This is a genomic window from Aliivibrio sifiae (genome assembly GCF_002954705.1).
GTDB lineage: Bacteria > Pseudomonadota > Gammaproteobacteria > Enterobacterales > Vibrionaceae > Aliivibrio > Aliivibrio sifiae_A.
Genome location: NZ_MSCO01000002.1, coordinates 1,074,842 through 1,090,470, shown reverse-complemented (window position 1 = coordinate 1,090,470; position 15,629 = coordinate 1,074,842). Strand labels below are relative to the sequence as shown.

The following is a 15,629-nucleotide window of genomic DNA, read 5'->3' as shown; positions in this document are numbered from 1 at the left end:
TTTAGAATCTGATCAGTATGACAATGACTCTGCTGAATATATTTATGCGTGTGACGATACCCGAAATGTGAATGGATGTTGGAGGTTATTGCCGACCACTGGTGATTATATGTTAAAAACCGTATTTCCTGAATTACTTGGTCATCATAAGGCACCAAGTGACCCAAAAGTGGTGGAGTTAAGTCGTTTTGCTGTAGGGAAACACAGTTCGAAAATGCATGATTCTGCTAGTGAAATAACCATGAAATTATTTGAAGCGATATATTTTCATGCAATTAAAAATGACATAAAAGAGTACGTAACGGTCACATCAACAGCGATTGAGCGATTTTTAAAGCGCATAAATATTCCTTGTGAGCGAATTGGAGATCAACAAGTTCATTTATTAGGCGAAACTAAATCTGTCGTATTATCAATGCCAATTAATCATATGTTTAGAGAAGCAATAGCAAGTTGATATATAACTATTAAAAATATAATTATCTAACAATATTATCATATCGTTGGTTGGCTATTTAATGATTGTGTATAGGATTATAATGAAAAAACATATCCCAATGATAATCTCTGGAATAATAAAAGAGAATTCAAGTACATATGCTAGAGAGGTATTGTTAAATAATAATACCTTATTTATTGCAATTCCAGATGAGGTAAATATAGACCTTGCTATAAATAATGACGTAAAGAATAAATTGACATTAAATCAGATTATTAATTTTTTATACACGGTTGGACAGCGTTGGAAAAGTGAAGAATACACACGCCGTCGAACTTATATTCGGGATTTAGAAAAATATCTTGGGTATTCTAACGAAATGGCAAAGTTAGAAGCGAATTGGATTGCGATGTTGTTGTGCTCAAAAAGCGCACTGTATGACATTGTAAAAAACGATTTAGGTTCACAGCATATCACTGATGAGTGGCTACCTCAGGGAGATTGCTATGTAAAAGCGTTACCTAAAGGAAAATCGGTACATTTATTGGCAGGTAATGTGCCTTTATCGGGCGTTACCTCTATTCTCCGAGCTATTTTAACTAAGAATCAATGCATCATTAAAACTCCAGCAGCCGATCCATTTACCGCAAATGCATTAGTTTCTAGTTTTATTGATGCTAATGCCGATCATCCAATAACAAGGTCGATGTCAGTCATGTATTGGTCACATGATGAAGATATGACCTTGCCGCAGAGGATAATGGATAGTGCAGATGTCGTCGTTGCTTGGGGAGGGGAAGAGGCGATAAAGTGGGCTGTGAATCATGCTCCACCTCATGTGAATATTTTAAAGTTTGGTCCCAAGAAAAGCCTAACTATTGTTGATAACCCTGAAGATCTTATCGAATCGGCGACTGGTGTTGCGCATGATATTTGTTTTTATGATCAACAAGCCTGTTTTTCAACTCAAAATATTTACTATATTGGCGATAGATTAAACCAGTTCATTAATGAACTTGAGAAACAATTAATGTTATACGCTCGGATTTTACCGAAAGGCGACCAAAACTTCGATGAAAAAGCAGCATTCAGTTTAACAGAAAAAGAATGTTTATTTTCTGGCTACCAAGTAAGAAAAGGAGAAAATCAAAGTTGGCTACTAATAGAATCACCGTTAAACAGTTTTAATAATCAGCCTCTATCTCGTTCTGTTTATATTCATCAAATTTATAACATCTCAGATGTATTCCCTTTTATTAATAAAAATACGACTCAAACTGTTTCTATTACACCATGGGAATCTTCATTTAAATACAGGGATCAACTCGCTGAGTGTGGGGCTGAACGAATCGTTGAATCGGGTATGAATAATATATTTCGCGTTGGAGGCTCACATGACGGTATGAGACCACTTCAGCACCTTGTTAATTATATTTCACAAGAAAGGCCCTCTAGCTATACCACTAAGGATGTTGCAGTAGAAATAGAACAAACCCGTTATTTAGAAGAAGACAAATTTCTTGTTTTTGTTCCATAACCAAAAGGATATTACATGGAAAATACAGATACGTTCTCAACTATTGATCATGTTATTACTCTTGTAAATGGTCAAACCATTAGGGTTTGGGAAACGTTACCCAAAGAAAATACAGAGAGAAAAAATAACACGATCCTAATTGCTTCTGGTTTTGCTCGACGAATGGATCACTTTGCTGGTCTTGCTGAATACCTATCAAGCAATGGATTCCATGTTATTCGTTATGATTCACTTCATCATGTAGGTTTAAGTAGTGGTGATATTAATGAATTCTCCATGACGATCGGAAAGAATAGTTTATTGACGGTCATTGATTGGCTTAATGAACGCGGTATTAATAACTTGGGGCTTATTGCCGCCAGTTTATCTGCTCGAATTGCTTATGAGATAGCGAATGAAATAGACATTTCCTTCTTAGTGACAGCGGTTGGTGTTGTTAACTTACGCGATACATTGGAACGAGCATTAAAGTACGATTATCTTCAATTAGCGATTCGTGATTTACCCGAGGATTTAGATTTTGAAGGTCATAATTTAGGCTCTGAGATCTTTGTTACCGATTGTTTTAAACATCAGTGGGACACGTTAGATTCGACAATTAACAAGATGAAAAACAGCGATGTTCCATTTATTGCATTTACGGCTAACGATGATAATTGGGTTAAACAAGATGAGGTTATTACATTAATTAATACTCTTGATCCTACAAAGTGCAAGCTGTATTCATTAATTGGTAGCTCACATGATTTAGGGGAAAACCTTGTTGTTTTAAGAAATTTTTATCAATCAGTAACGAAAGCCGCAATGGCTTTAGATAAGGGCTCTTTGGATTTGGACGTCATAATTATTGAACCAAAATTTGAAGAGGTGACGAGTGTGACAGTAAAAGAACGTCGATTAAAAAGCCAAATTGAAAATGAGTCTTTCATATTGGCCTAGTTCGATAGCGTAAACGACATATCACAATAAAGGAAGATACTATGAAGTTCGGAAATATTTGTTTTTCATACCAACCACCAGGTGAAAGTCATAAACAAGTAATGGACCGTTTTGTTCGGCTTGGCGTTGCATCTGAAGAGCTGGGTTTTGATACTTATTGGACTCTTGAACACCATTTCACAGAGTTTGGCCTTACAGGGAATCTTTTTGTTTCAGCGGCTAATTTACTTGGGCGGACCAAAACACTGAAAGTAGGAACGATGGGAGTTGTACTTCCAACAGCTCATCCTGTTCGTCAAGCAGAAGATGTTTTGTTATTAGACCAACTGTCGAAAGGACGTTTCAACTTTGGTGTTGTGAGAGGTTTGTACCATAAAGACTTCCGAGTGTTTGGAGTCAATATGGAAGAGTCTCGTGAAATAACACAAGACTTTCATAAGATGATCACCAGTAGCTTCAAAACTGGAACCATTAGCACCGATGGTAAACATATTGATTTCCCTAGTGTTGAGATTTATCCAACGACATATTCAAAAGAAATAGCAACCTGCATGACTGCCGAATCTGCCAGTACAACAGAATGGTTAGCGAGTCAGGGGCTCCCTATGGTATTGAGTTGGATTATTGGAACCAATGAGAAGAAAGCTCAAATGGAACTCTATAATGAGATCGCGACAGAGCATGGTCATGATATTACTAAGATTGATCATTCAATGACCTTTATTTGTTCTGTGGATTATGACCGAGAAAAAGCGCGCGAAGTGTGTCGAAAGTTCCTGACAAGTTGGTATGACTCTTATGTTAATGCCACGAATATTTTCAGCGATAGTAATCAGAATCGTGGCTACGATTACCACAAAGGGCAATGGAGAAATTTTGTTTTGCAAGGACATACAAACACCAATCGACGAGTTGATTATAGTCATAACATCAATCCGGTAGGAACCCCTGAAGAATGTATTGAGATCATTCAGCGTGATATTGATGCAACGGGTATCACTAATATTACGTGTGGCTTTGAAGCGAACGGCAGTGAAGATGAAATAGTCGCGTCAATGGAGCGTTTCATGACAGAAGTGGCCCCTTTCTTAAAAGATCCTAAGTAATCATTAATACATTTAATAGCGTAAGGAATACATTATGAAATTTGGATTATTTTTCCTCAACTTCCAAGTTGATGGATCTACCTCCGAAGAAACGCTTGATAACATGATAAATACAGTAACGCTTATCGACTCTGAAAAATACCATTTTGATAGCGTTTTTGTTCATGAGCATCATTTCTCGAAAAATGGCATTATAGGCGCTCCAATTACCGCTGCTGGTTTTTTACTTGGGTTAACAGATAAGTTGCATATTGGTTCATTAAATCAGGTAATAACAACGCATCATCCTGTTCGGATTGCAGAAGAAGCGAGTTTATTAGACCAAATGTCAGAAGGGCGTTTTATACTTGGTTTTAGTGAGAGTGAAAACGACTTTGAAATGATATTTTTTAAACGTCATATCCTGTCTCAACACTCACAATTTGAAGCTTGCTACGCCATTATTAATGAGGCATTAACGACAGGTTATTGTCATCCTCAAAATGATTTTTATGATTTTCCTAGAGTGTCAATTAACCCTCATTGTTATAGTGAGTATGGCCCTAAACAATACGTTGTCGCAAGCAGTGATGAAGTGGTGGCTTGGGCTGCGAGAAAGGGATTACCGTTAACCTTTAAGTGGGATGATGCCCTTGATAGGAAAGAAGAATACGCTTTACTTTATAATAAAACAGCGACACAATATTGTGTTGATACTTCAGGAATAGATCATCAATTAACTGTTATCGTTAATCTAAACGCTGATGGTGATGTAGCTCGTGAAGAAGTTAGACAATATTTAGAAAGCTATATTATAGAAACTTATCCAAATGTCGATCCGATAGAAAAAATAAATACGATCATTCAAGAGAATGCGGTGGGAACGGACGGTGATTATTATGAATCGACTAAATTAGCGATTGAAAAAACCGGTGCGGCGACTGTTCTATTATCTTTTGAATCAATGAGAGATCAAAATAACATTGAGAATGTTATTAATATGGTTAATCAGAAAATCCATCAGAATCTTACTTAATCATTATGAAAGAATGGCAGATTTTTTCTGCCATTCTCTTAATCTTATAACGCTAATTATTACTTTAATAATTTGGAGTATATATGAGTATTCAGGTATCTGTTGAGAAGCATAAAATTATAGCAAGTTCAGAAATTGATGATCTTATTTTTATGAGTTCTCCACAAGAATGGACATTTGAAGAGCAGCAAAAAATTCAAGATAAATTAGTGAGGGAGGCCTTTCACTTTCACTATAATCGAAATGAAACGTATCGAAATTATTGCGTTACCCAGCATACTAGTGAAAACATTCACACACTTGATGATATTCCTGTGTTTCCAACGTCTGTTTTTAAGCAATTGAAAGTCCATACCGCAAATGAGGATGAAATAGAAAATTGGTATACCAGCAGCGGAACCAGTGGAGTCAAAAGTTATATTGGACGTGATCGTCTTAGTATTGAACGTTTATTAGGATCTGTAAATTTTGGAATGAAATATGTTGGGGATTGGTTTGATCACCAAATGGAATTAGTGAATCTTGGTCCTGATCGCTTTAATACCAATAATGTATGGTTTAAATATGTGATGAGTTTAGTTGAATTACTGTATCCAACAGAGTTCACAGTTAATGATGACGAGATTGATTTTGAAAGTACGATTGATCATCTATTTCGTATTTATTTCTCAAATAAAGATATTTGTTTAATCGGCCCTCCTTATTTTGTTTATTTATTATGCCAATACATGAAGGAGAATAAAATCCAATTAAAAGCAGGAGAGCGCTTACATGTGATTACTGGCGGCGGCTGGAAGTCAAATCAAAGAGAGTCGTTAAATCGTGACGATTTTAATCAAATGGTGATGGATACTTTTTATTTATCTAATGTAAATCAAATTCGTGACACGTTTAATCAAGTTGAGTTAAATACCTGCTTTTTTGAAGACAAACAGCAACGAAAACACGTACCTCCATGGGTATATGCACGCGCATTAGATCCTGAAACCATGAAACCAGTTGTTGATGGTGAATTGGGCTTATTGAGTTATATGGATGCATCAGCAACAGGCTATCCCGCCTTTATTGTAACGGATGATATTGGTACGGTTCATCATGTAAAAGCACCTGATGCTTATCCTGGAACGACAGTGAATATTGTTCGACGGTTAAATACTCGAGCACAAAAAGGCTGTGCACTGTCTATGGCAAGCATAATGCAAGAAAGAATCGCTCATAAGGAGTAGCGTATGCGAGTTAGATGTAAGGTTTTAAAAATAGAGGCAGCTAAAAATCACATTTATAGGGTTTATATTACACCAAGTGAACCTATCGTGTTTAAAGCGGGTCAATATATCTTTGTCTATTTAGGAGATAATAAGAAACAGCCTTTTTCAATTGCGAGTTGCCCTACAGAGACTGATACAATTGAATTGCATATTGGCAGTTCTGATAAAGATAGTTCATTAGAGGCGATGGAGTATTTTGTGGATGCTTTACTTAAAAATGCAATGATTGAAATTGATGCTCCTCATGGTGATGCTTGGCTACGTGACGATACCCTAAAACCTTTATTACTAATCGCTGGCGGGACAGGATTATCTTATATAAACAGCATTTTAAAAAATTGTTTAAATAGACGATTTACTCAACCGATTTATGTGTATTGGGGAGTAAAGAACAGTGAGTTTTTATATATAGATGAAGAGCTGAAACAGTTATCAATAAAATACACCAATTTATCTTATGTGCCTGTTGTTATTGATGACGATTCAAACTTGTGGTCAGGAAAACGAGGAACCGTGCTTGATGCCATTATGGAGGATTTTACGGATCTTACTTTATTTGATATTTATGTGTGTGGACCACCAATGATGGCAAAAGCTGTAAAAGAACAGTTAGTTGAAAAAAAGAAAGCACAACAAGAACGTATGTACGCAGATGCTTTTGCTTACTTGTGATACTAGTTGTGGTATTTCTGAATACCACAACATCAATAACCGGATTAATGTCACTCGTTATTCGGTTATTTTAATGTATCCAAAGGCAACCATGTCACTTCTACAACGGCCTGTGAGAACATGTCTTGGCTGATTTGAATCTTCTCACCCCATCGAGATAAGAAATCTTCTGTTTGCTCTGGGCAATACACTTTTGAAATACCCGTTTGAATTATTTTTGCAGCACAGTTAGGGCAAGGGAAGTGTGTTACCCAAATATCACAATCTTCTAAATCACGCTTAGCAAATAAAATTGCATTTTCTTCTGCATGCAGTGTTTTTAAGTACTTTAATTCTCTGTCATCCGTATCTGCGCTATCAGATACACCGTGTGGGTAGCCATTGAAACCAACAGAAACAATACGGTTATGCTTTGTAATCACAGCGCCAACTTGTGTTGAAGGATCTTTACTCCACGAACCGACCAATTCTGCCATTTGGAAAAATCGTTTTGCCCATTTAGTTACCATAATTTAGCCCTTTGTCTCTGTATTTAACTAATATAAGTTTATCTATTTCATAAGCTTATAACACAGTTCTTTGCTGTCAATAAGAGTAAAACAATAATCTTTGCTAAATAATTTACAAGGTATCTGAAAAACGGATGGGTACTAACTTTTTCAATCTTAAATAGTGTCATAGAATCACTTTAATTCTTTGTTGTTACTGAGGTAAATTATGACAACATTTCATGCAGATTCATCCATCACACGTACCTTTTGGCGTTATGCCATCCCTTCTATTGCTGCAATGGTGGTGAGTGGACTGTATCAAATTATCGATGGGATCTTTGTCGGTCACTATATCGGGTTTGAAGGACTTGCTGGTATTAATATGGCATGGCCTGCTATATGTATATTAGGTGCGCTAGGGGTAATGATTGGCATGGGAACAGGCAGTGTTATGTCTATTTACCGTGGCGAAAATAAATTAGAAAAAACCAAAGTTGCATTAACTACTGGTTTTTGGTTACTCGCAATATTAAGCCTTGTGGCTATTGTATGTATCGTATTGCTTTCTGAAAATATTTTGCATGCTCAAGGCGCAGAAGGTAAGAACTTTGATTTTGCGATGGATTACATCAATGTATTAATGTTTGGTGGTTTTTTCACTGCGTGTGCAACTGCATTACCAATGCTAGTCAGAAACGATGAATCTCCTAATGTGGCGACTTTTTTACTTGTTGTAGGGGCTTTAATTAATATCGTATTAGATTACCTATTTATTGGTGTTATGGGATTAGGGCTATCAGGGGCAGCATTAGCAACCCTTATTGCTCAAGCTGTAGTAACCGTGCTTGGCATTCATTATTTCTTTACTAAGCGTTCAAGTATTCAGCTATCACTTAATGAAGTGTTATTTTCTCGTAATAAAGCGAAGCAATCACTTACATTGGGTTCTTCTGCATTAGTTATGTATATGTACGGCAGCTTTGTGGTTGCGATGCATAATGCATTAATGATGCATTATGGTTCAGCAACGACGGTTGGAGCTTATGCGATAGTTGGTTATCTATTTATGTTGTATTACCTTCTTGCTCAGGGTATTGCCGAAGGTGCGCAACCACCGATCAGCTATTATTTTGGCGCAAAAGAAAATAAGAAGGTATACCAAATCTTTAAGTTGGCATTAAAGTGGGTGACTATTACTGGTATTGGCTGGGTCGTGATTCTGAATATCTCTCCTGAGTTAACGACCGCTTTATTTACTAATGGTGACCAATCCCTTATTGCTGAAACGATTGTAGGTATTCGCTATCATTTATTTGCGATGTTCTTAGACGGCATTATTGTGTTAGTAACCATTTACTTCTTGTCTGTGAATGAAGGTAAAAAGGCAATGGTGATATCAATCAGTAATATTATTATTCAATTACCATTTTTACTAATGTTACCGAAATGGCTAGGTATTGATGGAGTATGGTTAGCAATGCCAGTTTCAAATATTGCGCTTATTGTGTGTATTACACCAATGGTTTGGAATCATTTAAAATCCCAGAAGATAATACAACCAATGTCATTAACAGCAGTACTCCAATAGCAAAGTAGTATCTCGATGAAGTAATACTAATTCCATTAATGATCATATAATTAGTTACATTGGTATAACTCTAGTGATAAAAACAGGAAGTTTTTTCTTCGTGTTTCTGCTCTTTTTATTTAACTCAAATCGAATAGACTTAGCGATAGGTCTATTCGATTTTTTATTTAAGGAAAGAAAGTGACAGAGTTTGAGAAAATGATAAATGGAGAGACATTTAATGGTGGCGATCTTGAGATAGATACGATTAGAACCCGTGCAGCTCAGATTTTATCTGCATTTAATCAAGCAGAAGGGCAAGAACAACGTGCCGAATTGTTAGGTGACTTATTTAATGCGTTTGGTCACAGTGTTATTCAATCCCCATTTTCATGTGAGTTTGGAAAAACTATCTCAATCGGCTCTCAAACCTTCATTAATATGAATGTGATCATGCTTGATGGTGCGCCTATTACGATAGGGAATAACGTATTAGTTGCTCCAAATGTGCAATTTTATACCGCCTCACATTCATTGGATTATCAAAGTCGCCGACGTTGGGAAACGTTCTGTAAACCTATTGTGGTTGAAGACGATGTATGGATAGGGGGTAGTGTAGTAATTAACCAAGGTGTCACTATTGGGGCTCGATCTGTTATTGCGGCCAACTCAGTGGTTAATCACGATATACCGTCTGATTGCCTCTATGGAGGGTCTCCTGCTAAGTTTGTTAAGCGACTTGATGGGCAATTAAGTCAGGTAATGAACAATTAACCTTGATAATTAACAGCTTAATCTATTTAATATCTAAATGTATAAAATTTGAGTTTTTGCTTAAAATAAGGTCAATATAGTTATTGACCTTATCGTAAATCAGGAATATAAGGATATAAAATTACAGCGTATTGTTGCTGTAATAGTCTATTTATTATTTAGAGGTTTACATTGGATATTGCCATTTTACTTTTTTTAATTGTGATTAATGGTGTGTTTGCTATGTCAGAAATTGCATTGATGACAGCAAAAAAGAGTCGATTACAAAAATTAGCCGCAGAGGGCAGTAAATCTGCTGCAAAAGCGATAAAGCTGGGTGAAGATCCGACACAATTTTTATCTACTGTACAAATAGGTATTACCGTCATTGGTATCCTTAACGGTATCTTAGGTGAGGATGCTCTGGCTGGGCCATTATCAGAATTGATCATATCCGTAGGTGTACCTGTAAATCTTGCACCAACCATTTCAACGATCTCAACTGTTGTTGTTATTACTTATGTATCAATTGTTGTCGGTGAATTGGTACCAAAACGTATAGCTCAGTTTCATGCAGAGCGGATATCAACTCTTATTGCGGCCCCTATTGGTTTGTTAGCTTCGATATCAAGACCGTTTGTATTCTTACTGTCTATCTCAACAGATGCCATCTTGCGTTTATTAGGGCGCTCTAATTCTGATGAAGCGTCTATTACAGAAGATGACATTCATGCGTTATTGTATGAAGGCTCAGAGCAAGGTGTAATTGAAAAGCAAGAGCACAGCATGGTGCGTAATATTTTCCATTTAGATGATCGGAAAGTCGCCTCATTAATGACGCCAAGAAGCGAATTAGTATACTTTGATACTGAACAGTCATGGGATGAGAACTTACCTAAGTTACTGCGCTCAGATTATTCTATTTACCCTGTTACCCGAGGAGGAATGGACAATGTCTTAGGCTTTACAACCTCTCGATTCTTATTAAAAGCATGTCATCAAGAGCATCGAACTAAGTGGTTAATGCGTAACCTATTGCCATGCTTAACTATTTTAGAAAATAAAGTAGGTAGCGAGCTGCTTGAGTTGTTAAGAACTACAGGTGAAGAAATTGCTCTGGTTGTTGATGAATACGGTGACGCTCAAGGTATTGTTACTCAAAAAGATTTATTAGAAGCATTGGCCGGCGAATTCAAATCAGAAAATCCGAATGATTCGTGGGCAGAACAGGTTTCAGAAAAAGAATGGATATTAGATGGCTCCATTCCAACGACAGTCCTTAAAGACACTTTAGATTTAAATACGCTACCTGAAGAAAAAGAAGCTGATTATCAAACATTAACAGGTATGTTTATGTGGTTAACAAGTAAAGTTCCAATGGTAGGAGAGGTAATTCAATACCAAGAATGGAGTTTTGAAGTATTGTCGATTGATAACAATAGAGCGAGTAAAGTTCGAGTAACTCGTATTTAAAATAAGGCAGCATCCAAAAAGGCTTTTCTTTCTTTTTTAAGCCTAGTATTGATAACTAAGCGGTTATGGTTAATTGAATCATAACCGTTTTAATGAGGCTATTAATTACTCATTTTCTATAAATAATACGAATAAGACGGTAAAAAATTTGGTATAGGAGATACTGAAAGCCAATAAAGGAATAGAACATTGCTTTCATTGATGGGTGCATTACTTATATAAGTTAATCGCATCTTTAGTTTTGCATTAAAAATAATGTATAAGTTATCTAATGAATAAAATTGGTTTATTTAAATACTATAAAGTGGGGGCGTTTTCTGTTCTTCTAACAGGGGTTTTTCTTTCTTTATTATATTATAATATCTTATCTGTTCCTCTTTTAGAAAAGAGAATAAGTATTAAATATCAAGAAATTATTGATATCACGAAGCGTTTTCATGGTTATTATATTAACGCAAATGAAATTCAACTTAATGAAGGTATTCACGACATTAACAATGTCGGAATTATCGTGAATAAAACAGGGACAGTGAAGGTATTGTCACCTGCGATAACATTGTTATATCAAAGCTTATCAGAAGTTATTGATAACAAGTATTTATGGACAATAGCAGTTATTGAAAAATTGCATGACCAAAATACAGGTAACTCTTATTTCAAACCATTAAGAGATAATTATGTCTCTTTTAATGATAAATCATTACATGACTCTTTGATGTTAGACCGTATTGTAAAATTAGAAAACATAGAAGAGAGATACAAAGGCTTTCATGAAGATGATATTAGAGTTACTGAGGTGTATAAAGAGCAATGGACAAGCGAAAGAATTAATTCAATTATTTACCCTATTTATCTAGATACTAGATTAGTCTCTCTTGTTATCGTTGATATTAAAGAGAGGTTAAATGACTGTATCGTTGAAGAATTTAATGAAAGTAAATGGGTGTTTATTAATAATAAACCAGGATTAGGTTGGTTTACTTTTAACATTAACCGCCCTTATACCGCGCAAGATATAATTCACAGCGTTAGTATTAATATTGTCGACGTGTTTTTGGTTAGTTTGTATATAACCATCACGATATTTTTTCTGGCGTTCTTTCTGTATTACTGTTATTTGAAAATTGAAATGATTAGACGTTGCGATCGAATGACGAGCTTTTATCGTCGAGATTATTATGATTTAGAGCTCGATCAACTAGAGAATACTCATGTGCTAATGGTTGATATTGATAACTTTAAGTATGTAAATGACACTTATGGTCATGATGTTGGTGATAGTGTCATAAAAGAGGTAACTCGACGTCTTCGTAATAACATTCGAACAGAAGATATTGCTATTCGTTGGGGTGGTGAAGAGTTTGTTATTATATTTTTTGATATGAATCAGAGTGATTTTGCTAAAAAATCAGAAGCATTACGATTATGTATAGAGTCTATTTTGATAAAGAATATGACTATCACCATATCTTTAGGTGGGGTAGAGCAAAAGAAATCAGAATTAATGATTGATGCAATACAGCGAGCAGATACAGCGCTCTATCAATCAAAAAATTCGGGGCGTAATCAAGTCACCCTACATAAGAATGAATATGGCGAAGAATAAATTTAATATTAAGTACGTATATCTGAAGTTTTTCTTATGTATGTTTTTATTGTCTTTTTATTGGTTATATCAATATAACCGTTTAGAAGCGAATTCTTTTAAAATGGAGTTCCGAGAAAATATTACTAAATTATATGACACGATAAGAAAAGTTACGCCTTTTTATTTAAATACAAAGACCGTGTTGTTGTCTCAAGGCACTTACACTATAAATATGGTTTCAGTCATAGTTAACCAAGACAGTAAAGTGAAAAAACTATCTTCAGGTATTAACTTATTAGAAACCGAAATTAAGCGCTATATCGGTGATGATTATTGGAGTATCTCAGTATTACAACAGTCAGAATCAAATGCGAATACGGCTCATTTTAAGCCACTGCATGAAGTCCACCGAGTTTTAAATTACGAATTTGGTTTTGATACTAATGGAATAAGTCGAATATTAAATAATGAAAATATGCCGACAACTTATCAAGCGTTTGCGCAGTGTGATTTAAAATTAACAGAACCATATATAGAGCAGTTTTCAGAGCAAAAAATAAGAAGTATTTTTTATCCTATTTATGTCAATAAAGAAATTAGTGCGATGTTTGTCCTTGATGTTAAAGCGTCAATGTTTACTCATTGGCTAGATACATTTAATGAAAAAAGAAACAGTTTTTTAGATTATAGTGATGGTTTGGATGTTTCTATGCGCTCAGAAGAAACAATTGAGATACCTTGTTCGCCAATAGATAATGAATTAATACTTTCGATAAATATGAAAAGTGTTTTATTGGTAAGCTTCTTATTTTCTTTATTTATGACAAGCATTTTTTGTTTAATTGAAACCGCCGCATTTCGATTAATAGATTATTTTGCTATTGACCAGATGACAGGCTTATACCGTCGTGATTTTCATGAGATGAAACTAAATCGTACTTCAGGAAAGTCGGTTATTATTGTTGATATTGATGATTTTAAATCGATTAATGATCAATTTGGCCATTTTAAGGGAGATTTGGTGATTAAAGAAGTGTGTAGGCGGTTGCAAAAAAACGTAAGAAGTAAGGATTTCGCTATCCGGTGGGGTGGGGAGGAGTTTGTTATTGTATTAAATAATATCTCACATTCTGGCTTAATAAATCGTACTGAAGCGATTAGGCATTCCATTGCAGCTGGAACCATTGTGGGAATGAAAGTAACAGTGTCGATTGGCGCGACGACAGGTAAAGCGTCATCTTTTAAAAAGGCACTTAAGATGGCTGATACAGCCTTGTATCAATCAAAACATTCTGGAAAAAACAGAGTGACTGTACTTGAAGGTGTAAAATAAATGAAGTTTATTGCTAATAGATACATAGTCTGTACTTTCATTATATTTATGGTTTCTAAATATGTAATTTTTGCTGACTATAAAAAATATGTAGAGCAGAATGTCGAAGGTACGGTAGCCAAAATTGAATCCAAATTTGATAAAGCAAAAAATACGGTTGCGGAACTGAGTTACTTAAAAAACAAAAGTTGCCAAGACATGATGCTTCCCTTACAAAAAATTGTGGCGTTGAGTCCGACGATCAACAGCATTTCGGTTATTAGAGATGGAAAATATTATTGCAGTTCTATTGTTGGCTTAAATATATCTAAAAAAACAACGCCAGAAAAAGAGATTCATATAAAGGAGAAAAATACACTAACAGGCTTACCAAGCATCTCTTATTATCATCGTTATGATGAAGAAAATGGTATTCAATTTTTCATGAAGGGTATTCCGTTTCATTTAGATAAGAGTGGAGTAGGAAGCGTAACCTTATCTAATCGCGAATATACGATCTCAAAAGAGAATCAGTTTGGATTGCACGCTTTAAGTGGTGGAGAGAGGTATCCATCAAGTAAATATGATTTTTTAATTTTACTTCAATACGATGTGTGGGCTTCTATTCAATCTTATTTGATTGACCATCGCCTGATAATTGTTATTTCGCTGTTAGTATTAGCGTTGTTAAAAATTCTATCAACAAGAAGTGTCTTATGTGATAAAGAATATTTTAAATTAAAAAAAGCAATAAAAACCCATTGTATTCAACCGTTTGTTCAACCCGTTGTGGATAGTAAAGAGCAAATCGTCGGTGGTGAGGTTCTTGCCCGTTGGATAACAGAAAAAGGTACGATTATTCCACCATTCGAGTTTATCCCTAAGATAGAGAAACTTGGCTTGATGAATGAGATGACGAAATCATTGTTAACACAATTGAGAGAGTATTATCAAAATACGCCTAAAAATGAGTTAAGGATCAGTGTTAACTTAACAGAAGGTTGTCTCTATGATGATGAAATATATGACTTATGCAAGCAGCTGTCTGAGAAGTTTACGCTGATCTTAGAGTTTACAGAATCGACTGAATTTGAAGACAGATATAAAATCATTCAATATATGCAAAAATTCAGAGATATAGGGGTTAAATTTGCATTAGATGACTATGGAACAGGGTATTCATCATTGCAATATTTAAACTACTACCAGTTTGATTTTGTTAAGATTGATAAATCATTTATTGATGATATTGAGACGAATAAGCAATCACTAAAAATACTCGAAAATATTATCTTACTTGCTAATAATTTGGATATAAAACTCGTGGCTGAAGGGGTTGAAAATAAAAATCAACAACAGATTTTGAATGACTTAAATATCTCGTCACATCAAGGTTTTTTATACTTTAAACCGATGCATCTGAGTGAGTTTACTTCAATAGTCAGTCAGAGAATGTAATACCAATCGTA

At 35.1% G+C, this 15,629-nt stretch carries 14 protein-coding genes; 13 read left to right on the top strand and 1 reads right to left on the bottom strand.

Annotated elements, in window-relative coordinates; all coding sequences use genetic code 11:
• The 7 genes from BTO22_RS15830 to luxG all read left to right on the top strand — a co-directional run.
• Positions 1 to 457: acyl-homoserine-lactone synthase (locus BTO22_RS15830; protein WP_258132630.1), on the top strand; the 457-nt coding region annotated here is incomplete at its 5' end.
• Positions 458 to 539: 82 nt separating this feature from the next.
• Entirely contained in the window at positions 540 to 1,976 is a 1,437-nt protein-coding gene (gene luxC, locus BTO22_RS15825; RefSeq protein ID WP_105056307.1) for a long-chain-fatty-acyl-CoA reductase LuxC, read from the top strand.
• Between the two features lie 15 nt (positions 1,977 to 1,991).
• Positions 1,992 to 2,915 (top strand): acyl transferase, encoded by a 924-nt coding sequence (locus BTO22_RS15820; RefSeq protein ID WP_105056306.1) that lies wholly within the window; start codon positions 1,992 to 1,994, stop codon positions 2,913 to 2,915.
• A 41-nt stretch (positions 2,916 to 2,956) separates the two neighbouring features.
• Positions 2,957 to 4,021, top strand: a complete 1,065-nt coding sequence (gene luxA, locus BTO22_RS15815) for a luciferase subunit alpha (RefSeq protein ID WP_105056305.1) — start codon at positions 2,957 to 2,959, stop codon at positions 4,019 to 4,021.
• Positions 4,022 to 4,055: 34 nt separating this feature from the next.
• Positions 4,056 to 5,036, top strand: coding sequence for a luciferase subunit beta (gene luxB, locus BTO22_RS15810; protein WP_105056304.1), 981 nt, complete (start codon positions 4,056 to 4,058; stop codon positions 5,034 to 5,036).
• 83 nt (positions 5,037 to 5,119) lie between these two features.
• The gene (gene luxE, locus BTO22_RS15805) at positions 5,120 to 6,262 is read left to right on the top strand and encodes a long-chain-fatty-acid--protein ligase LuxE (RefSeq protein ID WP_105056303.1); all 1,143 of its coding nucleotides are present in this window, start codon (positions 5,120 to 5,122) and stop codon (positions 6,260 to 6,262) included.
• Between the two features lie 3 nt (positions 6,263 to 6,265).
• A complete protein-coding gene (gene luxG, locus BTO22_RS15800; protein ID WP_105056302.1) occupies positions 6,266 to 6,976 on the top strand; it encodes a flavin mononucleotide reductase LuxG in 711 nt (236 codons plus the stop codon).
• A 65-nt stretch (positions 6,977 to 7,041) separates the two neighbouring features.
• Here luxG and BTO22_RS15795 read toward each other — a convergent pair whose 3' ends face one another.
• Positions 7,042 to 7,485, bottom strand: a complete 444-nt coding sequence (locus BTO22_RS15795; protein ID WP_105056301.1) for a dCMP deaminase family protein — start codon at positions 7,483 to 7,485, stop codon at positions 7,042 to 7,044.
• A 208-nt stretch (positions 7,486 to 7,693) separates the two neighbouring features.
• On the opposite strand from BTO22_RS15795, the gene BTO22_RS15790 reads away from it, so the two are divergent.
• From BTO22_RS15790 to BTO22_RS15765, 6 genes are all read left to right on the top strand, one after another.
• Entirely contained in the window at positions 7,694 to 9,055 is a 1,362-nt protein-coding gene (locus BTO22_RS15790; RefSeq protein WP_105056300.1) for an MATE family efflux transporter, read from the top strand.
• 180 nt (positions 9,056 to 9,235) lie between these two features.
• Positions 9,236 to 9,808 carry a sugar O-acetyltransferase gene (locus BTO22_RS15785; RefSeq protein ID WP_105056299.1) on the top strand — a complete coding sequence of 191 codons (573 nt, stop codon included), beginning with the start codon at positions 9,236 to 9,238 and terminating at the stop codon, positions 9,806 to 9,808.
• 171 nt (positions 9,809 to 9,979) lie between these two features.
• Entirely contained in the window at positions 9,980 to 11,260 is a 1,281-nt protein-coding gene (locus BTO22_RS15780) for a hemolysin family protein (protein ID WP_105056298.1), read from the top strand.
• A gap of 271 nt (positions 11,261 to 11,531) precedes the next feature.
• On the top strand, positions 11,532 to 12,866 hold the full coding sequence (locus BTO22_RS15775; RefSeq protein WP_105056297.1) for a GGDEF domain-containing protein: 1,335 nt from the start codon (positions 11,532 to 11,534) through the stop codon (positions 12,864 to 12,866).
• Positions 12,853 to 14,181: a GGDEF domain-containing protein gene (locus BTO22_RS15770; protein WP_105056296.1), complete on the top strand. Its 1,329-nt coding sequence runs from the start codon at positions 12,853 to 12,855 to the stop codon at positions 14,179 to 14,181. Before BTO22_RS15775 ends, BTO22_RS15770 begins: the two co-directional genes overlap by 14 nt.
• The gene (locus tag BTO22_RS15765; RefSeq protein WP_105056295.1) at positions 14,182 to 15,618 is read left to right on the top strand and encodes an EAL domain-containing protein; all 1,437 of its coding nucleotides are present in this window, start codon (positions 14,182 to 14,184) and stop codon (positions 15,616 to 15,618) included.
• Positions 15,619 to 15,629: the final 11 nt, after the last annotated feature.

What these genes read in the sequence shown, in the direction of transcription:
- luxC (WP_105056307.1), top strand. Translation starts at nt 540, where the DNA reads ATGAAAAAACATATCCCAATGATAATCTCTGGAATAATAAAAGAGAAT.
- BTO22_RS15820 (WP_105056306.1), top strand. Translation starts at nt 1,992, where the DNA reads ATGGAAAATACAGATACGTTCTCAACTATTGATCATGTTATTACTCTT.
- luxA (WP_105056305.1), top strand. Translation starts at nt 2,957, where the DNA reads ATGAAGTTCGGAAATATTTGTTTTTCATACCAACCACCAGGTGAAAGT.
- luxB (WP_105056304.1), top strand. Translation starts at nt 4,056, where the DNA reads ATGAAATTTGGATTATTTTTCCTCAACTTCCAAGTTGATGGATCTACC.
- luxE (WP_105056303.1), top strand. Translation starts at nt 5,120, where the DNA reads ATGAGTATTCAGGTATCTGTTGAGAAGCATAAAATTATAGCAAGTTCA.
- luxG (WP_105056302.1), top strand. Translation starts at nt 6,266, where the DNA reads ATGCGAGTTAGATGTAAGGTTTTAAAAATAGAGGCAGCTAAAAATCAC.
- BTO22_RS15795 (WP_105056301.1), bottom strand. Translation starts at nt 7,485, where the DNA reads ATGGTAACTAAATGGGCAAAACGATTTTTCCAAATGGCAGAATTGGTC.
- BTO22_RS15790 (WP_105056300.1), top strand. Translation starts at nt 7,694, where the DNA reads ATGACAACATTTCATGCAGATTCATCCATCACACGTACCTTTTGGCGT.
- BTO22_RS15775 (WP_105056297.1), top strand. Translation starts at nt 11,532, where the DNA reads ATGAATAAAATTGGTTTATTTAAATACTATAAAGTGGGGGCGTTTTCT.
- BTO22_RS15770 (WP_105056296.1), top strand. Translation starts at nt 12,853, where the DNA reads ATGGCGAAGAATAAATTTAATATTAAGTACGTATATCTGAAGTTTTTC.
- BTO22_RS15765 (WP_105056295.1), top strand. Translation starts at nt 14,182, where the DNA reads ATGAAGTTTATTGCTAATAGATACATAGTCTGTACTTTCATTATATTT.